19 protein-coding genes are annotated in these 18,946 nt (G+C 65.8%); 9 read left to right on the top strand and 10 right to left on the bottom strand.

All coding sequences use genetic code 11. The features are described 5' to 3' along the window. Positions 1-4: 4 nt before the first annotated feature. From ACYSM9_RS01925 to ACYSM9_RS01895, 7 genes are all read left to right on the top strand, one after another. Positions 5-358 (top strand): urease subunit beta, encoded by a 354-nt coding sequence (locus ACYSM9_RS01925; RefSeq protein ID WP_461855305.1) that lies wholly within the window; start codon positions 5-7, stop codon positions 356-358. Next, complete coding sequence (gene ureC / locus ACYSM9_RS01920) at positions 355-2,100, top strand: urease subunit alpha (RefSeq protein ID WP_461855304.1); 1,746 nt, start codon at positions 355-357, stop codon at positions 2,098-2,100. Before ACYSM9_RS01925 ends, ureC begins: the two co-directional genes overlap by 4 nt. 16 nt (positions 2,101-2,116) lie before the next feature. Beyond that, a complete protein-coding gene (ureE, locus tag ACYSM9_RS01915; protein WP_461855303.1) occupies positions 2,117-2,602 on the top strand; it encodes an urease accessory protein UreE in 486 nt (161 codons plus the stop codon). A gap of 150 nt (positions 2,603-2,752) precedes the next feature. After that, positions 2,753-3,418: an urease accessory protein UreF gene (locus ACYSM9_RS01910; RefSeq protein ID WP_461855302.1), complete on the top strand. Its 666-nt coding sequence runs from the start codon at positions 2,753-2,755 to the stop codon at positions 3,416-3,418. 30 nt (positions 3,419-3,448) lie between these two features. Further along, positions 3,449-4,063 (top strand): urease accessory protein UreG, encoded by a 615-nt coding sequence (gene ureG / locus ACYSM9_RS01905; protein ID WP_461855301.1) that lies wholly within the window; start codon positions 3,449-3,451, stop codon positions 4,061-4,063. 122 nt (positions 4,064-4,185) lie between these two features. Beyond that, the gene (locus ACYSM9_RS01900; RefSeq protein ID WP_461855300.1) at positions 4,186-5,016 is read left to right on the top strand and encodes an urease accessory protein UreD; all 831 of its coding nucleotides are present in this window, start codon (positions 4,186-4,188) and stop codon (positions 5,014-5,016) included. Next, positions 5,016-6,080, top strand: a complete 1,065-nt coding sequence (locus tag ACYSM9_RS01895) for a HoxN/HupN/NixA family nickel/cobalt transporter (protein WP_461855299.1) — start codon at positions 5,016-5,018, stop codon at positions 6,078-6,080. The genes ACYSM9_RS01900 and ACYSM9_RS01895 overlap by 1 nt, the downstream gene beginning before the upstream one ends. Here ACYSM9_RS01895 and ACYSM9_RS01890 read toward each other — a convergent pair. Further along, positions 6,066-6,833: an IclR family transcriptional regulator gene (locus ACYSM9_RS01890; RefSeq protein WP_461855298.1), complete on the bottom strand. Its 768-nt coding sequence runs from the start codon at positions 6,831-6,833 to the stop codon at positions 6,066-6,068. The genes ACYSM9_RS01895 and ACYSM9_RS01890 overlap by 15 nt on opposite strands. Positions 6,834-7,002: 169 nt before the next feature. Here ACYSM9_RS01890 and ACYSM9_RS01885 point away from each other — a divergent pair, with 169 nt between their 5' ends. Together ACYSM9_RS01885 and ACYSM9_RS01880 are read left to right on the top strand one after the other, a co-directional pair. After that, a complete protein-coding gene (locus ACYSM9_RS01885) occupies positions 7,003-8,280 on the top strand; it encodes a lyase family protein (protein ID WP_461855297.1) in 1,278 nt (425 codons plus the stop codon). After that, positions 8,277-9,632 carry an MFS transporter gene (locus ACYSM9_RS01880; RefSeq protein ID WP_461855296.1) on the top strand — a complete coding sequence of 452 codons (1,356 nt, stop codon included), beginning with the start codon at positions 8,277-8,279 and terminating at the stop codon, positions 9,630-9,632. Before ACYSM9_RS01885 ends, ACYSM9_RS01880 begins: the two co-directional genes overlap by 4 nt. A gap of 266 nt (positions 9,633-9,898) precedes the next feature. Here ACYSM9_RS01880 and ACYSM9_RS01875 read toward each other — a convergent pair whose 3' ends face one another. The 9 genes from ACYSM9_RS01875 to ACYSM9_RS01835 all read right to left on the bottom strand — a co-directional run bounded on the left by ACYSM9_RS01875 (position 9,899) and on the right by ACYSM9_RS01835 (position 18,728). Then, positions 9,899-11,008 (bottom strand): mandelate racemase/muconate lactonizing enzyme family protein, encoded by a 1,110-nt coding sequence (locus ACYSM9_RS01875; protein WP_461855295.1) that lies wholly within the window; start codon positions 11,006-11,008, stop codon positions 9,899-9,901. A gap of 46 nt (positions 11,009-11,054) precedes the next feature. Further along, complete coding sequence (locus ACYSM9_RS01870; RefSeq protein WP_461855294.1) at positions 11,055-11,900, bottom strand: fumarylacetoacetate hydrolase family protein; 846 nt, start codon at positions 11,898-11,900, stop codon at positions 11,055-11,057. Positions 11,901-11,902: 2 nt separating this feature from the next. Continuing rightward, a complete protein-coding gene (locus tag ACYSM9_RS01865) occupies positions 11,903-12,685 on the bottom strand; it encodes a 2-keto-4-pentenoate hydratase (RefSeq protein ID WP_461855293.1) in 783 nt (260 codons plus the stop codon). 95 nt (positions 12,686-12,780) lie between these two features. Further along, on the bottom strand, positions 12,781-14,370 hold the full coding sequence (locus ACYSM9_RS01860; protein WP_461855292.1) for an aldehyde dehydrogenase (NADP(+)): 1,590 nt from the start codon (positions 14,368-14,370) through the stop codon (positions 12,781-12,783). 52 nt (positions 14,371-14,422) lie between these two features. Next, positions 14,423-14,839 (bottom strand): ester cyclase, encoded by a 417-nt coding sequence (locus tag ACYSM9_RS01855; RefSeq protein WP_461855291.1) that lies wholly within the window; start codon positions 14,837-14,839, stop codon positions 14,423-14,425. Then, the gene (locus ACYSM9_RS01850; RefSeq protein WP_461855290.1) at positions 14,836-15,429 is read right to left on the bottom strand and encodes a flavin reductase family protein; all 594 of its coding nucleotides are present in this window, start codon (positions 15,427-15,429) and stop codon (positions 14,836-14,838) included. The genes ACYSM9_RS01855 and ACYSM9_RS01850 overlap by 4 nt, the downstream gene beginning before the upstream one ends. A gap of 31 nt (positions 15,430-15,460) precedes the next feature. Further along, complete coding sequence (locus ACYSM9_RS01845) at positions 15,461-15,976, bottom strand: flavin reductase family protein (RefSeq protein WP_461855289.1); 516 nt, start codon at positions 15,974-15,976, stop codon at positions 15,461-15,463. Beyond that, positions 15,973-17,286, bottom strand: coding sequence for a flavin monoamine oxidase family protein (locus tag ACYSM9_RS01840; protein WP_461855288.1), 1,314 nt, complete (start codon positions 17,284-17,286; stop codon positions 15,973-15,975). Before ACYSM9_RS01840 ends, ACYSM9_RS01845 begins: the two co-directional genes overlap by 4 nt. Before the next feature lie 44 nt (positions 17,287-17,330). Beyond that, positions 17,331-18,728, bottom strand: a complete 1,398-nt coding sequence (locus ACYSM9_RS01835) for an LLM class flavin-dependent oxidoreductase (protein ID WP_461855287.1) — start codon at positions 18,726-18,728, stop codon at positions 17,331-17,333. Positions 18,729-18,946 lie beyond the last annotated feature (218 nt).

The raw sequence follows: 18,946 nt of genomic DNA, 5'->3' as shown, positions 1-18,946 counted from the left end.
CGCCATGATCCCAGGAGAGTACGTCCTCCGGCCGGAACCCGTGACGGCCAACGCCGGGAGGGAAGCGATCGAGGTTGCCGTGACCAACACCGGCGACCGGCCCGTGCAGGTCGGTTCGCACTTCCACTTCGCCGAGGCCAACGCTGCTCTGGACTTTGACCGGGAAGCCGCGTACGGCAGGCGCCTGGACATCCCCGCAGGAACGGCTGCCCGGTTCGAGCCCGGGGACTCGCGGACCGTCCGGCTCATCGAACTCGCCGGGCGCCGCGAGGTCTTCGGGCTCAGCAACGCCGTCAACGGAAGGCTCGACGGCGGCCCCCGCCCCGGCGGGTCCGTCACGGAAGGGGGCGGCAAGTGAGTTTCGAGATTCCCCGCCGGCAGTACGCGGACCTCTACGGCCCAACCACCGGCGACAAGATCCGGCTGGCAGACACCGACCTGTTCCTCGAGATCGAGCAGGACCTCACCGTCTACGGCGAGGAGGTGGTGTTCGGCGGCGGCAAGGTGATCCGCGACGGCATGGGCCAGAACGGCCAGGCCACCCGGGATGGTGTTGGTTCCGATGACGGTGTGCCGGACACCGTCATCACCAACGCCGTGATCCTTGACTACACCGGCATCTACAAGGCCGACATCGCCCTCAAGGACGGGCACATCGTCACAATCGGCAAGGCCGGAAACCCGCAGATCACCGACGGCGTGGACATCGTCATCGGCGCCAGCACCGAGATCATCGCCGGGGAACGGAAGATCCTCACCGCCGGCGGGGTGGACACCCACATCCACTTCATCTCCCCGGACCAGGTGGCCACCGCCCTCGCCAGCGGCGTGACCACCATGATCGGCGGCGGCACCGGCCCGGCCGAAGGCACCAAAGCCACCACGGTGACCCCCGGGAAGTGGCACATCCAGCGGATGCTGCAGGCGGCCGAGGCGTTCCCCATGAACATCGGCCTGTTCGGCAAAGGGCACGCGTCCGCCGTCGAACCCCTCGCCGAGCAGATCCGCGCAGGTGCCATCGGGCTCAAGGTGCACGAGGACTGGGGGTCCACCACCTCCTCGATCGACACGTCGCTGACGGTGGCTGATGAGTACGACGTGCAGGTGGCCATCCACACCGACACCCTCAACGAGTGCGGGTTCGTGGAGGACACCATCCGGGCCATCAATGGCCGCGTCATCCATACGTTCCACACCGAGGGCGCCGGCGGCGGGCACGCGCCGGACATCATCAAAATTGCCGGCATGCCCAACGTCCTGCCCGCCTCCACCAACCCCACCCTGCCCTACACGCGCAACACCATCGAAGAGCACCTGGACATGCTCATGGTGTGCCACCACCTCAACCCGGACATCCCCGAGGACGTGGCCTTCGCCGATTCCCGCATCCGGGCCGAAACCATCGCGGCCGAGGACGTCCTGCAGGACCTGGGCATTTTCTCCATCACCTCCTCCGACTCCCAGGCCATGGGCCGGGTGGGTGAAGTCATCACCCGCACCTGGCAGGTGGCGGACAAGATGAAGAAGCAGCGCGGGGTTCTGGAAGACAACGACGGCGGGGCGCACGGCAGTGCGGGCAGCGACAACTTCCGGCTCAAGCGGTACGTGGCCAAGTACACCGTGAACCCCGCCATAGCCCAGGGCATCGCCGACTCTGTCGGGTCCGTGGAGGTGGGCAGGTTCGCCGACCTGGTCCTCTGGGATCCCGCGTTCTTCGGCGTCAAACCGGAGCTCGTGCTCAAGGGCGGCCAGATCGCCTACGCCCTGATGGGGGACGCCAACGCCTCCATCCCCACACCGCAGCCGCGGACCATGCGCCCGATGTTCGCCACCTTCGGCAAGGCCGTGCACCAGTCCTCAATCACCTTCCTGTCCAAGGCCGCAATCGAGGCCGGCGTGCCTGAAGAACTCGGGCTCGAGAAGGTCATCCGCCCCGTCTCCGGCATCCGGCACCTCACGAAAGCCGACCTCAAGTACAACGACGCGACGCCGGACATCCAAGTGGACCCGGAAACGTACCAGGTGACGGTCGACGGCGAAGACGTCACCTGCGAGCCCTCCGACGTGCTGCCCATTGCACAGCGCTACTTCTTGTTCTAGAAACCCGGAGAAACACGTGATCATCGACAAAATCCTCGGCAACCTGCATGACCTGCCGGACACCGACCTCGCCGCGTACGCCGGCCTGCACCGCGAAAAGGTGGTGCTGCCCAGCGCCTCCCTGGTCAAACGCATCCAGCGGGCGACCACCGACCACGGCAAGGAGATCGGCATCCGGCTCCCCTCCGGCTCCGGCGACCTCCGCGACGGCGACATCCTCCACGTTGCCGACACCAACATGATCGTGGTGTCCGTGCTGCCCACCGACGTCCTCGTCATCGCGCCCCGGACCATCCACGAAATGGGCGTCACCGCACACTCGCTCGGGAACCGGCACCTCCAGGCACAGTTCTTCGACGCGTCCTCGGAATATGAAGCCGACGTCATGGTGTGCGCCTACGACCACACCGTCGAGGACTACCTCCGCCACAACTCCGTGCCCTACACCCGCCAGGAACGCGTCATGCCTGTGCCTTTCCGCCATGCTGAACATAGTCACTGACTCATCGCCTTCGGCTCCTTCGGCTTGGTATGGCGCGGGGGCTTCGGCGGGTGATAGGGGCCGTGCCCGCTTCGCGGTGCCCGCCACGCCGCGGCCCCTATCACCCGCCTCCGCCGAGTTGGGCGCGCACGTCACCTGGGGAGCCGGGTTATGAGTTACCAGCTTGCCCTTCAGCAGCTCACTGACTCTGCGCTTCCTACTGGGGCTTTTGCGCACTCTTTTGGGTTTGAGACGTACATCGAACGGGAGCTCGTTTTTGATGAAGGGTCTTTCGGAATCTGGCTCGGCGCGTTTGTTTCGCAGTCCTTGACCTATTCGGATGGTCTTGCGATTCGTCTCCTGTATGAGGGGGTTGGTCTGGGGGAGCTGGACTCTTTGCTGTCCGCTTCGCTTTTGCCGCGGCAGGTTCGGGAGGCCTCCCTCAAAATGGGGTCGCGGCTGCTCGAGATTGGGACTGAGGTGTTTCCCTCACCTGCGCTCGACCTGTACCGGGACCTGGTGGCCACCGGCCGGGCCGCCGGGCACCAGCCGCTGGCGTTCGCCGTCGTCGCCCGCTCCCTCGGCGTGCCGCTGCAGGAGGCACTCGCCGCCTACCTCTTCGCCACCGTCACATCCCTCACGCAGAACGCCGTCCGGGCCATCCCCCTCGGCCAGAACGCCGGGCAGCGGGTACTGCGGAAAGCGCACGACGACGTCGCTGCCGCCATCGAGGCGATCGCGCACCTCACGCCGGACGACTTCGGCGCCGTCAGCCCCGGACTGGAAATTTCGCAAATGCGGCACGAACGCCAGCGTGCCCGGATGTTCATGAGCTGACCGTGCTCTGTTGTTTCTTAGGAGGAAACCATGGCTGAACCCATCAAAATCGGCATCGGCGGGCCCGTCGGCGCCGGCAAAACCCAGCTCGTGGAGCGGCTCACCCGGCACATGAGCGGCGACATCTCCATGGCTGCCATCACCAACGACATCTACACCATTGAGGACGCCAAAATTCTCGCCGCCAACGGCATCCTCCCCGTAGACCGGATCATCGGCGTCGAAACCGGCGGCTGCCCGCACACCGCCATCCGCGAAGACACCTCCATGAACACCGCCGCCATCGAGGAACTCAAAGCCCGGCACCCCGACCTGCAGGTCATCTTCGTCGAGTCCGGCGGCGACAACCTCTCCGCCACCTTCAGCCCCGAACTCGTCGACTTCTCCATCTACATCATCGACGTGGCCCAGGGCGAGAAGATCCCCCGCAAAGCCGGCCAGGGCATGATCAAGTCCGACCTCTTCATCATCAACAAAACCGACCTCGCACCCCACGTTGGCGCGGACCTGTCAGTCATGGAACGGGACTCCAAGGAATTCCGCGGCAACAAGCCCTTCTGCTTCACCAACCTCAAAACCGACGACGGGCTCGACAAGGTCATCGAGTGGATCCGGCACGACGTCCTGATGCTTGATTTGGCATGAGCACGACGGCGGGAGCGGCCCCGGCGGCTTCACCGGATGTAAGGGGCCGTGCCCGCTCCGCGGTGCCCGCCACGCCGCGGCCCCTTACATCCGGCTCCGCCGCCTCAGCGGGTGCGTCACCGATGGGGCGGCTTGAGCTTGGCATTAGTTTGCGGGGCGGGCGGTCAGTCGCCTCGCGCCAGTTCCATGAGGGGGCTCTTCGGGTTATGCGGCCTCACTACCTCGATGACTCTGGGCAGGTTTGTTATGTCGTCGTGAATCCTGGCGGGGCTTATCTGGGGGCGGATCTCTTTTTGCTGGATGTGGAGGTCGGCGACTCTGCTTCGCTGCTGCTGACGACGCAGTCCGCTACCAAGGTTTATCGGACTCCCGGGTCTTTTGCCGAGCAGCGGATGGCTGTGCGGCTGGGGGAGGGGGCCCGGCTGGAGCTGATGCCGGACCAGCTCATCGCTTATCGCGAGGCCCGCTACCGGCAGCGGACCTCTGTGACGTTGCGGGCTTCGTCGACGCTGGTCATGGCCGAGGTGGTGACGCCGGGCTGGTCACCGGACGGTGCCTCGTTCCGGTACGAGGAAGTCCGGCTGCGCAATGAAATCCATGTCGAAACGGACCACGGCACGCAACTGTTGGCGCTCGACAACCTGCTGATCCGGCCGCCAATGGGCGATGTCACCGGCCTCGGGTTCATGGAGGGCTACAGCCACCTGGGATCGCTGGTGGTGGTGGATGCGAGGGTGGACCAGGCGCTCGCCGACGACCTGCACCAGCAGGCGGCCGGCCGGAACGCGCTGACCGGCATCTCGCTCACCCGCACCGTCGGAGGAACCACCGGCCTGGTGCTGCGCTCGTTGTCCAACAGCACCGGCGAACTGAACCGCCTGCTCGGCGCCTGCGCCAACCTCCTCCGGCAACGTTGGCACGGCCAGGGGCCACTAAACCTGAGGAAGCACTGATGACGGCCCTGGCGAACATCGCCACCCTCTACCGGGACCGGGAAGCATTGCCGCTCCGGACCCGGGTGTTCTTCACCTTCGGTGCCGTGGCTGCCCTGCATGCCGCCGCCGTCGTCCTTCTCCTCGCCGGAAACGCGGCGGCCGAAAACCCGCAGGCGCTCACCTGGGGCCTGGTCTTCACCGCCTATCTGGCCGGGGTGAAGCACAGCTACGACTGGGACCACCTGGCCGCGATCGACAACTCCACCCGCAAGTTCGTGGCGCAACGCCAGCACCCGGTGAGCGTGGGCTTCGCCTTCAGCCTGGGCCACAGTTCGGTGGTTACCTTGGCCGGTGTCCTGGTGATCGCCGGCGCAACCATGGTGGGCGAGTTCATGGAGGACGGTTCAGCCGGGAACCTTGTGCTGGGGCTCATTGGCAGCGGTGTTTCGGGCCTGTTCCTGCTGGCCATGGGCCTGTTCAACGGCTCGGCGTTCGCCCGCTCGGCCCGGGCCTACCGCCGCGTCCGGAAGGGTGCCGCCGTCGACCCCCGTGAACTTGAGCCGCAGGGCATGGTGGCCCGGCTTCTCGCCAAGCCGCTGTCCAGGGTGCGGCGGCCGCGGAACATCTATGTGATCGGCTTCCTGTTCGGGCTGGGATTCGACACCGCCACGACCATCGGGCTGCTGATGATGACGACGGCGGCCTCGTTGGCCGGGGTGCCCCCGTTCACCCTTCTTGCGCTGCCGCTGGCGTTCGCCGCCGCGATGACAATGTGCGATTCGCTCAACGGCCTGGCGATGATGCGGATGTACCGTTCCGCGCTGGACGATCCGCAGCGACGCGTTGGCTTCAACGCCCTGGTCACCGGCATCTCCGCCGTCTCGGCACTGTTCATCGCCGCGATCACGCTGGGCGGATTCTTCAACGCAGCGTTCGGCCTGCACGACCCCCTGACGCTGTGGTTCGCGTCGATCGACCTGGGCGACGCCGGGCTCCTGCTCGTGGCGCTGCTGCTGGCAGTGTGGGGCGTGGCCGAGCTGAGAGGCCGGCTGCGCAGGACGGGCGCCCTAGGTTCTGCGTGATCCGAGGTTCTGCGTAATCGCCTTTGATGCGGTGATGAGCAGCTGTCCGATTGAATCTGTTCGGTTGATGATTCGTGAGGTGGGCGCGGAGACATTCAGCACGCCTGCGATGTGGCCCATGCGATCGCGGACCGGGGTGCCAACGGACGTGAGCCCGATTTCAACTTCTTCGGATGCGATGGAGTAGCCCCTGGCGCGCTCGAGGTGAACCCTTTGCAGGAGCGCAGCGACGTTCTTTGGCGCACCGGGGGCCGAGGTGGGCATGTCCAGGTCCCCAACGGTGAGTGTTTCGATGTGGTCGTCGTCGAAGTCGAACATCAGTGCCCGCCCTGATGCGGTGCAGTGCATGGGTGACCTGCGCCCCACCCAGCCGCCGGCCTGGAGGGATTGCTGGGATTCTTCACGGAGGACCGTGAGCGATCGGTTGCCTTCCTGGACTGAAAGCAGGGCCACTTCGCCGGTTTTGGCCACCAGGGCCTGCAGCGCGGGCCGACTGGCAAGGACCAACGGGTAGTTGCCTGCGCCGGTGGACAAAATCCGGAGGTTCCATCCCAACCTATAAGTACGCCGGTCTGGGTCCTGTTCGACAAGTCCGCTTCGCGCGAGTGCCTTCAGCATCCGGGAAACCTGGCTGCGTTCTTTGCCCACCGCCCGGGCAAGTTCGCTGACCGAGTGTTCCCCTCCGGCTTGTCCCGGGTTTTCGAACGCCAGCAGCAGCGCGGCAACCCGTTCCGCGGCACTATCGCCCATCATGCACTCCCTGGTTTGTTGTTGTGACAGCAACTGACTTTCTTAAATAGAATGGCTTTGCCGAGCGAAAAAGCAAAGTGGTGTTGCTTCTGCAGCAACACGCTTTCCTGAACCCTGTTTCGTGGCCGTACCTTCGATGCATTGTGGTACGCATCACGTGAAAGGTTTAGAAATGACGGTCCTTCAGACAGAGACGTCCAGCGGCCAGGTTTTGTACGGTAAGCAGTCAAAACTCGCCGTCAGTAACTTCGGTATCCCCGGCCGCACAGTGGCCGATGTGCCCGCCTTCGTGCGGAATTACGCACGGGTGAAAGCGGCAGCGGCACGGTCCAATGCCAAGCTCGGAGTCCTCCCACTTTCCATTACAGAGGCGATTGAAGCTGCGTGTGGTGAGATCATCTCGGGTGAGCATGCAGCGCAGTTCCCCACCGCTCTCGTTCTGGGCGGTGGCGGGACCACGACGAACATGAACTTCAACGAGGTCATCGCTGCACGGGCTTCACAAATCGCTGGTGAGCCTGTCCACCCGAACGATCATGTCAATGCATCGCAGTCGACCAACGACACCTACCCGACGGCCATGGCACTGACTATCGGAGAGCTTTCCGAGGGTCCGCTCGATGCACTTGCTGCTCTCGCCGAGGCATTCGAAGCGAAAGCGGCCGAGTACGAGACCACACAGCGGCTGGGCCGCACCTGCCTTCAGGACGCCGTCGTTCTGACGGTGGGACAGACGCACCGGTCCCATGCCGCAGCCATCCGCCGGGTGGCCGAAGGGCTGCGCGCAGCAACAGCTGAGCTCGATACGATTCCGATCGGCGCGACGGTCTTGGGAACCGGAATCGGCGCACCCGAGGGCTACCGCGAGCTCTGTGTGCAGGAGCTCAGCGACGCCACGGGACGGGAGCTGACTGGATCAGAGGACCTCGTCGATGCCCTGGCACACCTCGACCCGTACGCCGCCATCGCCTCGGCCGGCGCCCGCGCGGCGATTACCATGGCAAAAATCGCTGCCGACCTGCGGTTCCTGTCCTCCGGCCCGGGGGGAGGAATCAGTGAAGTCACCCTCCCGGCAGTCCAGGCCGGATCTTCGATCATGCCCGGCAAGATCAACCCGGTCATCCCGGAATTCGTCATGCAGCTCAGCTACCGCATCCGGGGAGCAGCCCACACCGTCGAGTGCGCCGTCGCCGCCGGCGAACTGGAGCTCAACATCATGGAACCAGTCATCGTCGACTCCATCCTGAACATCTTCGACGACCTCACCACCAGCGCGACTACCTTCGCACGCAGGTGCATCAAGGACCTGACCTGGGACGGCCGCCGGCTCCACGAAAACATCAATGCAGGCTTTGACCGGTGGGTCATCATGGCAGCCGAACAGGGCTACGACGCCACAACCCAGGAAGTAAAGAACGTTCGCACAGCCGGAATGGAGGCAACCCGATGAGCACCCAACAGATCGCCTACGAAGACGCCCCTCTCAACCGCTTCCACATCCGCGTCGCCGTTGCAGGCACCGGTGGACAGTTCAGTGACGGGTTCGTCCTCGGCATCGTCGGTATCGTCCTGGCCTCGGCCACCGCAGCCCTGCACCTGACCCCGCTGTGGATTGGACTGCTGGGCGCAGCTACCCTGGCCGGGCTCTTCCTGGGAGCCATTGTCACAGGGCCCATCGCCGACAGGATCGGCCGCCGCCGGATCTTCGGCTGGGACATGCTGGCCTTTGGCATCCTGTCAGCGATCCAGTTCTTCGTTCAGGAACCCTGGCAGCTGTTTGTCCTCCGGCTCCTCCTGGGCATCGCCCTCGGCGCGGACTACGTGGTCAGTAAATCCTTGGTCACCGAACATTCTCCACGGCACTTCCGCGGGCGGCTCATGAGCTTCCTTGCCGTCGCCTGGGCGCTCGGATACGTCGTCGCCTACCTTGTGGGCTTCCTGCTCTCCGAAATCGGCCCGGACGCCTGGCGCTGGATGCTCCTGGTCAGCGCCGCACCTGCGCTCATCGTCTTCGGATTCCGCCTCGGAGTCCCCGAGTCGCCACTGTGGCTGACCCAGCATGGCCGCCTCCAGGAAGCAGCGAACGTTGTCCGACGCCACGTCGGCAAGAATGTGGCTCCTCCTCCCACAGGTTCGGTGAAGAGGTCCGGAGGGTTCGCTGTTCTGTTCTCGGCCAAGTACCGGAAACGGACCATGGTCGGCGCCGTCTTCTACGTCTGCCAGGTCATCCCCTACTTCGCCCTGGGAACCTTCGCGCCCCAGGTCATGGAAGCCCTCGGCGTATCCGGAAAACTCGCAGCGGGCGCCGCCTACAACGTGTTCCTGCTCGTCGGAGCCATCGTCGGCATGCTGATTATTGACAGGATCTCCCGCAGAGCCTTCCTGATCGGCAGCTTCATCCTCGGCGCGGCGCTGCTGGCCGGCCTGGTCATGTTCGCCTCCGTCAGCCCGGTCCTGGCTGTCATCCTGTTCGCGTCCTTCGCCCTGGTCCTGTCCGCGGCGGCCAACCTCGAATTCGCCTACCCGCCCGAGCTGTTTCCCACCGAACTGCGCGCCTCCGGCGTCGGCGTCGCCACCGCATCAAGCCGTCTCGGATCCGCAGGAAGCACCTTCCTTCTCCCCGTCGTGGTTGCAGGGGCCGGCATCAACACCGCCCTGACGGCCTGCGTCGCCGTCCTCGTCATCGGCGCCTTCGTCTGCTGGCGCTGGGCACCTGAAACACGCACCGAATCACTCGCAGCAGTTGACGAGGAAATCAAGACGCCGGAACACGCCGACCACCACCAGGCCACGGTGAACTAACCCACGGCCCCTCACAGAACGACACGCGGAGAGGCAGAACCAGCGGTGCACGCGGTTCTGCCTCCCCGGTGTTTGGGATCTGACGACGGGCCGCAGCACCGAAGCCCTGCTCCGGCAGAAGCCCCAACAGCAGGCGGGCATCCTTGTCACGCGCCACGAACCTGGCCGCTACACGCTCGAGCCGAGCGGGACTGTGCCCTTCGGTTGTGGGCCACCGAGCGTTGCCCGGGGAACTTCGTTGATGGCTTGTGGCAACCGGCGGGGAATCAGCCGAAGACGGCAACAGGTGGGCCGAAGAGGGTTACGTCCGGCTCGATTCCCAGGCCGGGTCCCTCCGGGAGGCGGATGTGGCCGTCCTTAACACTGATGCCGCCGTTTGGGTCGTAGTGGCCGGAGATGTACGGCTGGGCAATCCAAACGCCTTCATTGAGCGCCGGGAGTACGGTCGCTCCGAGGTGGGCGCAGGCTGCGGCGATAATGTCTCCGCCCCAGGAGTCGTCGCTGGTGTGTGGTGTCGAGTAGGCCTCGCACACATCACGTACTACCCGCGCTGGGTGGAGACCCCCAACGCGCGTTACTTTCATCCCCAGCCCGTCGCAGTTGCCGTTGGCGACCGCGCCGACGGCCTTAGTGAGGTCGGTGGTGATCTCGTCAAGGTAAATTGCGTGGTTCGTCCGCCCGCGCAGCGAGAGCACTTCGTCGATCGTGTTGCCGGGTTGCTCGATGATAAAGGGGACATCAGGGCATTCGCGGCTGAGCCGCAGCGCATCGCGCACGGTGAGGCCGCGGTTGGCGTCTACCGCGAGGCTGACGCCCAGGCTTCCCACGCGCTCCCAGACTTTGCGTACCGTCTCTATGTCGAGGTCGATGGGGCGGCCTCCAACCTTGAGCTGCAGTCGCGGGTAGCCCTCGGCGACCTTTGCGGCGGCGCGTGCTGCAACGATGTCCGGTTCGTCGACAGCCAGTGCGTAGTAGGACGGGATCAGTTCGGTCTCCGCTCCGCCGAGCAGGTCCGCGACGCGGACGCCGTAGTGCTTGCCGGTCACGTCATGCGCGGCAATGTCGATGGCAGCTTTGGCGTACCGATGTCCCGCTAGCAGTCCGTCCATGCGGCGGTGGAGCAGCACGATGTTCGTCGGATCCTGGCCGATCAGTCCTGCCGCCATTTCGGCGAGGGCGGCGCGATTGCCTGCGGCGTGGGTCTGCTCATAGATGGGACCGACGGGACAGGCCTCGCCCCAGCCGCTGAGGCCGGTGTCGGTTGTGATACGCACCAGGGTGGTGTCGAGTGAGAAGATTTCGCCGTGGGACATTCGGTACGGGCCGTTGCTTACCGGCAGCTCGTAGGCGTAAATCGCGACCTCAGTGATCTTCATGAGTGGGCTCCCTTTATATCAACTGTTGGATGTGGCTCCCGCCGTCTTACTGCACCACGTGCCGCATCTGGCCGACGCCCTGGACCCAGGTGACCAGCTCGTCGCCGGATTTCAGGAAGCGCCGCGGCGTCCGGCCCACCCCGACGCCGGGCGGCGTTCCGGTGAAGATCACGTCGCCGGGAAGCAGCGGAGTCACCTGCGAGAGCCGCGCGATGATCTCCGGCACGGAGAACACCATGTCCGACGTATTGCCCTTCTGGACCTGCTCGCCGTTGATGGAACAGCCAAGCTCGATCCCGTCGGGATCCTCAAACTCATCCGGTGTCACCAGCAGGGGGCCGATGGGCCCGAAGCCGGGGAAGGACTTCGCCAGGCTGTACTGCGGCGCGGGTCCGGACGACTGGAGTGTGCGCTCGGAAAGGTCCTGCCCCGCGGACACGCCAGCTACGTGGTTCCAGGCATTGTCCGGCGGGATGCTGGAGCCGCCCTTGCCAATGACGACGACGAGTTCCACCTCCCAGTCCACGGTGCCGGCCGGGAGGGCAATGCTGCCGTGCGGTCCCGTCAGGGAACTGGGGAACTTGGTGAACACCGTGAGGTCCTCCGGCACGGCAATACCGGCCTCCGCGGCGTGGGCCGCGTAGTTCAGTCCGATGGCGAACACCTGACGGGGTGCCGGCACGGGATTTCCAAAGGACGACGGCGGCACGTCGGCCAGCGGGGTCCCGCTCCACTGTTCCAGCGTGTAGGCAACGCTGCGGAGCTCTGGCCAGCGCTCGTAGCAGTCCTGGATCCGGGGGCTGAAGTGGCCTCCCGTTTCCATCGATACGTCGATGATGTGGTCATCGGGTGTGACGAGGTGGAGGCGTCCGGAGATGTTGGCCAGCCGCATGGTCAGGCGACGTCGAACTCGACCGTGCCCCAGCCTTCGAACGTTCCGGACCAGCGGCCGGGTTCGTCCATGGGAACGGCCTGGAGGCAGCTGCCGGGGAGGATGACCTGGCCGGCTTCGAACTCCACGTCGTAGTCGGCCAGGCGGTTGACCAGCCAGGCGACGGCGGCGAGCGGGTTTCCGAGGATATGTCCGGTGGTGCCGGAGATGACCTCGCGGTGGTTGAAGGTCAGCACGCCCCGGGTGTCGCGCAGGTTCAGGTCGGTGACTTTCCGCGGCGTGCCGCCGAGGATCACGGCCCCGGTGGAACCATTGTCAGCCAGCGTGTCCGGCAGGCCGATGGCCCAGTCCTTGACGCGGGAGTCGATGATTTCGATGGCGGGCAGGGCGTAGTCGATGGCGTTGATGACGTCCGCGATGGTCGTGTTCCGGCCGCCCAGGCGCGAGCGGAGCACGAACGCGGGCTCCAGCTCCACGTAGGGTGCAATGAAGTTGTCCCGCTGCAGCGTGGTGCCTTCGAACTCGAAGATGCCCGCGAGCAGGTGGCCGTAGTCCGGCTGGTCCAGGCCAAAGGCGTCCTGCATGACCTTGGCGATGTTGCCGAGCTTGTAGCCCACCAGCCGGTCACCGCCGGCGACGGCGTGCTCAACGTTGATCTTCTGGACCTGGAAGGCGGCGTCGGCGTCCAGGGCAGGCCAGGTTTCTGTGGGGGCGGAGACGGGCTGGCCCTGCAGCCGGGCGGTGCGGAGTGTGCCGGCGACGTCTTCGAGCGTGATGGCGGACATGGTTCTCTCACATTTCAATGGTTGGGGTCCGGCCCCGGGCGACTCGTTGCGGGAGGCGTGCCCGGGGCCGGAAGATGGGGAGGTTTGCAGACGGCCTAGTTGTGTTCCGGCTTGCCGTCGATGAGGCGGTTGACGTTCCAGGGGTTGGCGTCCTGCAGGGGTGCCGGGCGCAGCTGCTCCGGGAAGTTCTGGTAGGCCACCGGGCGGAGGAACCGCTCGATCGCCAAGGTGCCAACGGACGTTGTCTTGGAGTCGGAGGTGGCGGGGTAGGGGCCGCCATGGACCATGGCGTGGCCGACTTCCACTCCTGTGGGCCAGCCGTTGATGATGATCCGTCCCACTTTGCGTTCCAATGCGGGGATGAGGGGAGCGGCGTCGGCGTAGTCGGCCTCGGTGAGATGCAGGGACGCGGTCAGCTGCCCGTCGAGCTTGCCGGTGGCTTCGACGAGGTCCTCGATGCCCTTGTACCGGACCACCAGGGACGCTGCGCCGAAGATTTCCTCGTGCAGGACCGGATTGGACGTAAAGGCGTCCAGTTCGGAGCTGAAGACGGCGGAGGCGGGCGCGTTCTCGCCCTGTCCCTTCCGGCCGCGGCCCAGCAGTTCGACGTCGGCGGCGGCCTCGAGTGCGTCGTGGCCGTGCTGCCAGGCGGAAGCGATGCCGCCGCTGAGCATGGTCTGCCCGGACAGGGGAGTGATTTCACCGGTGACGGCGGCGGCGAACCGGTCGCCTGCTTCGCCGGCGGGGACGAACACCAGGCCGGGGGAGGTGCAGAGCTGGCCGGAGCTGCCCGTCACGGAGGCGACGTACTGCTTTGCCAGCGTCTCCGTCGTTTCCTTGCCGCCTTCAAGGGCGCCGGGAAACACGTAGACCGGGTTGATGGAGGACATCTCGGCGTACACCGGAATGGGCTCGGGGCGTACTGCGGCGGTCCGCATCAAAGCGGTACCGCCGGCGCGGGAGCCGGTGAAGCCGACGGCCTTGATGGCGGGGTCGGCGACAAGGGCCTGGCCGATGCTGGCACCGGATCCATAGACCAGGGAGAACACGCCCGGGTGCAGGCCCAGGTCGTTGACCGCCTTGACGATGGCCTGGCCAACGAGCTCGGCGGTGCCGGGGTGGGCGTTGTGGGCCTTGACGACGACGGGGCAGCCGGCAGCGAAGGCGGAGGCGGTGTCGCCGCCGGCCACCGAGAAGGCGAGCGGGAAGTTGCTGGCGCCGAAGACGGCCACCGGGCCCAAGGGGATCTGGCGTTGGCGGATGTCGGCGCGGGGCAGCGGTGCCCGGTCGGGGATGGCGGGGTCGATGCGGACGCCGCGGAAGTCGCCCTCGCGCACCACGTTGGCGAACAGGCGCAGCTGGCCGACGGTGCGGGCCCGTTCGCCGCGGAGCCGGTCCAGGCCGAGGCCGGTTTCGGTGGCGGCCCGTTCGATAAGTTCGTCACCGATGGCGTCGATGTTTTCGGCGATGGCGTCCAGGAACCGGGCGTGTTGCTCCGGGTCAAGGGCGCTGAAGGAATTGAATGCGTCAGCTGCGGCCTCGGTGGCCGTCCGGAGCTGGTCTTCGCCGATCAGCGAGTAGGCCGGCTCCAGCTTTTCGTTGCTTGCGGGGTTGATCCCGTGCGTGGTGCCGCTGGTTCCGGGGGTGGCTTCCCCGGCGATCAGGGAGTGTCCGTGAAGTGTCATGAGGTGCCCTCCTGGGCAGTAGAAAACAGTGAAAGGAGTCGAAAGGCCCCGGTCAGGCGTTGCCCGGCCCCAGGTGCCAGATGCCGAGCGCAGACAGCAGCTCGCGGGGGTCCCAGACCACCCACTCCTCTGCCAGCTTGTCGCCGTCGAAACGGAGGAAGGAGGCGCCGGAAACGGTGATGGTGCGGCCCGTGGCGGGGACGTCCATGAACTCGCCCTGGTGGGTGCCCTTGGTCTGCCAGTGGATCGCGGCCGTGGAGCCGTCCTCCAGGATGTGCAGGATTTCGGTGGTGGTGTCCGGGAAGGCGGCGTGGGTGGCTTCGATGGTCTTGCGCAGCGTGGCGTAATCTTCGCTGCCGGACTTGGACCGGCGGACGTAGTCCGGGGCGAGCATCTGCTCGAAGGCGGTCAGGTCGCCGTCGCCCCAGGCCTTGTTCCAGGCCTCGAGGATGGTCTGCTGGCGGGTCATGAGGCGCTCCTTGCCGGTACGGGTTCAACGGGGACGGTCTGCGGGGCCGCGGGGGCGGCGGCTTCGGGAGCCGGCACCTCGATGGGCAGGTACTGGCCGAACTTGCCGGCCCGGAAGAGCAAAGCTTCGCCTGAGCCTTCCGCCATGTTGGTGACGGCGCCGACCACCATGTAGTGGTCGCCGACCACCACTTCCGCGGTGACCTGGCAGTCGATGTAGGCGGTGGCGCCTTCGAGGTGGGGGGTGCCGAGGGGGCCGGGGGCGCAGGGCAGCCCTTCGAACTTCTGCGGCCCCTTGCGGGAGAGCGACTTGCAGATGGTGACCTGGTCGTCGGAGAGGATGTTGGCGGTGAACTTCTGCAGCTTGCGCAGTTTGGGCCAGCTGGAGGAGGACTTGTCCACGCAGAACATGACGAGGGGCGGGTCGAGCGAGAGCGACTGGAAGGTGCCGACCACCAGGCCGAGCTTCTCGTCGTCGTCATTGATGCCCGTGATGGCGGTGACGCCGGTGGGCAGCTTGCCCAGGATCTGGCGGTAGTAGGCGGGGGTGATGTCAGCAGTGGTTTCTGCCGGAGCGGGGGTGATATCCATATCAATCTTCCTTGATCGAGGAGGAGTGGTTTCAGGCGGCTTCGCGGAAGCTTCCGAAGCGGCCGCCGTGGAAGATGAGCGGGGCGGAAGCCCCCTCAGCGGGCGTCATGTCCAGCACGCTGGCGATGACGACGACGTGGTCCCCGGCCGTGAACTGCTGTTCAACGCGGCAGTCGAACCAGGCAAGGGAGCCGTGCAGGTGCGGGGTGCCCCAGTCCGATTCGGACCAGCTGACGGAACTGAGCTTGTCCCCGCCCTTGGCGGACAGGGCGCGGCAGACCTGCTGCTGGTCCTCGGCGAGCAGGCTGATGCTGAAGGTTCCTGCTTCGGAGATCTTCGGCCAGCTCGTGGAGGAGTGCATCACGCTGAACGTCACGAGTGCCGGTTCCATGGACAGGGAGGCGAACGTTCCCACGATCATGCCGTTCTGGACGCCGGCCGCCGGGTCGGTGGAGCATACGGCAGCGACGCCGGTGGGCAGGTGCCGCATGACGGCCCGGTAGGTGTCGGAGTCGATGGTGCGGGGAGCGAGTGCGGTGGCGGTCACGACAGTTCCTTCCCTTCTGCAGCAAGCTCTGCGTGGATGGTGCGGCCGGCGCGGAGGCCGGATTCGATGGCGCCGTCGAAGAAGCCGGCCCAGATGTTGGCGATGTCGCCGCTGGCGAAGTGCAGGGCGCCTTCGCTGGCCTGCTGCGCGGCGTGGTACTTGGTGAGCTGCCCGGGGCGCTGGACCAGCCAGGTTTCCTCGGCGTAGGGGTCTTCGCCCCATTTATGGCCGGTAGCCTCGATGACTTCCAGGTCGTCGCGCCAGACCTTGATCGCTTCCTGGACCTGGTCTTTGTCAGTGACGTCGATCCGGTTTCCATCGGCGCCGAAGCCGACCAGGACAGCGTCCGTGTCGCTGACGAATTCGGTGCGGATCACGGACAGCGGCTTGTCCTGGGCGGAGTAGGCGAAGAACGGCTTGATGGGGCCCTTGACCCGGATCCAGGCCTTGACGCCCTGGGATGCGGTTTTTTCCCGGCTGGGGGCGAGCTTGCCCTCGGAGAGTGCGGGCTGGACGTCGAGCTTGTGCAGGATGTTCACCGGCAGGGTGATCACGATCTTCCTGGCCTGGATCTGCTGCCCGTCGCCGTAGGTGACCGTGCCGCCGTCGTGGTGGTGTTCAACCCGGGTGACGGGGGAGTTCAGGCGGATGTCCGCCGTCGTGTCCTGGGCAATGGCGTTGACCAGCCCGTCGTTTCCGTCCTTGAGCCGGTAGATCGCGGAGGCCTCGTGCATCAGGTGCCAGTGCCCGGAGGACCCGGCGGTCCAGCGCAGCGCATTGACGTAGGCGCACTGGTCCAGGGGTGCATTGAAGTGCCCCACCCAGGCGGCCTCGTTGGCGTTGCGCTCGTCCTCGGACAAGTCCAGCTTGTCCAGCATTTCCTGCAGGTTGTACTGGTCTGCCTCGGCGAGGTTTTCCACCGTCAGCGGTGCGTCGGGGCGGGGCAGCCACTTGACGGTGTCTTCGAGCAGGCGGGTCATGCCGGGGTCGATCAGCTTCATGAAGTCGTCCAGGTTGCCGCGGCGGACTTCGTTGCCGGCCAGCCAGTAGGTCTCTTCGGACCGCGGGCCGCGGGAGACTTCGAGTCCGTAGCGGGTGACTTCTGCCCAGACGTGGGGCTGGGTCCAGTGCAGCCAGTTGCCGCCGAGCTCCAGGTTTTGGCCCAGGCGCGGTTCGGTGTAGATGCGGCCGCCGAGGCGTTCGCGGGCTTCGAGGACAACCACCTTGTGGCCGCGGTTGGTCAGTTCACGGGCGGTGATGAGCCCGGCCAGCCCGGCGCCGATGACGACGACGTCAGTTTGTTCAGTCATTGAAGGATCCTTTGATGCTAATTCCGTGGTGGACGGCTGCGCGTTCAGCGGGCAGCGTCGCTCAGGTTCTTGGTGCGCTGTGCCGTGGCCGGGTGGCCGTCCAGCGTGTACTTCTGGCCGAACAGCTTCTCGCGGAGGGTCACCGGCTCCTCGTCTTCAGGGCGGACGGGGGCGATCAGGCCTTGGGCGCGGAGTTCGGGCAGCGCGAGTTCGATGAAGTCTTCCCAGCCGCCGGGCTTGGTGGTGTAGCTGAGGTTGATGCCGTCGATGTCCGCCCCGTCGCGCCAGCGGCGCAGCTCGTCGGCCACGGTTGCGGGCGAACCCACGATGGTGGAGCCGGTACCTCCGACGGCGAGGAACTCGGCGATCTGGCGGGGCGTCCAGTCCCGGTCCGGGTCCGCCTTGGAGAACATGTCCACCATGGACTGCCCGGCCTTCGTCCCTACGGAGCGGAGGGGAGTGTCGAGTTCGTACTCGGACATGTCGATGCCCGTCCAGCCGCTGAAGCGGGCCAGGATGCCCTCGATCGGGGCGTTTTCCACGGCCCTGTTGTACTTGGCCTGGGCTTCCTCGTCGGTGGGTGCAACCACCACGGTGAGCAGGATGACGATCTTGACGTCGCGGGGATCGCGTCCGGCGTCGGCCACAGCCTGGCGGAGCTTGTCCACCGAGCGCTTGGTGCCTTCCACCGACGTACCCTGGAGGAACACCACTTCCGCGTGCTTGCCGCCAAATTCCATGCCCCTTGATGAGGCGCCGGCCTGGAACAGGACCGGGGTCCGCTGTGGGGAGGGCTCGCACAGGTGGAACCCGGGGACGGTGAAGTGCTCTCCGGAGTGCCCGATCGGGTGCACCTTGGCAGGGTCGATGTAGGTGGCCGATTCTGCGTCCCGGACTACGGCATCCTCCTCGAAGGAGCCCTCCCACAGCTTGTAGACCACGTCCATGTACTCGTCGGCCATGTCGTAGCGCTCCGCGGGGGTGAGCTGCTGCTCCTTGCCAAGGTTGCGGGCGGCTGCCTCCGAGTAGGACGTGACGATGTTCCAGCCGACGCGGCCGGAGGTGAGGTGGTCCAGGGAGCTGAACTTGCGCGCCAGCAGGTACGGCGGCTCATAGGTTGCCGAGACGGTGACACCGAAGTTCAGGTGCTTGGTGACGGCGGCCATGCCGCTGATCAGCACGGTGGGGTCGTTGATGGGGAACTGGGCAGCGTCGCGGAGGGCGGCGTCGCCGTTGCCGCGGTACACGTCGTGGTAGCCCACGTTGTCGGCAAAGAAGATGCCGTCAAAGCCCGCCTTTTCCAGCATCTGCGCGATGCCGGTCCAGTACTGGAGGTCGGTGTAGCGGTAGCCCTGGTCACCTTCAGCCCGCCAGGACCCCGAGGTCAGGTGGGAGGGAGCGAAGACGTCAAAGGCGAAAAGGCTCAGTGGTTCGTTTTTCATGGCAGCGGTGCTTCCTTGGACTCGTGCCGGACAATGCCGTGACTGGGGTTAAGACGTTCATCTTCTGAACACTGTGTTCATTTTGATCTGTAAGCCAGCTCACTGTCAAGAGTCGGGCGCGGTGGAATATGTGTCGTGCGTAACTCTTGACAGTAAATGTGGCGCGTGCCATATTTTGATCATAGCGTTCGAAAAATGAACGAACGCGGACCGCCTCC

It is taken from the genome of Arthrobacter sp. C152 (assembly GCF_054890965.1).
Note: the sequence above shows the minus strand (reverse complement) of the source record. Positions and strands in the feature narration are given on the sequence as shown.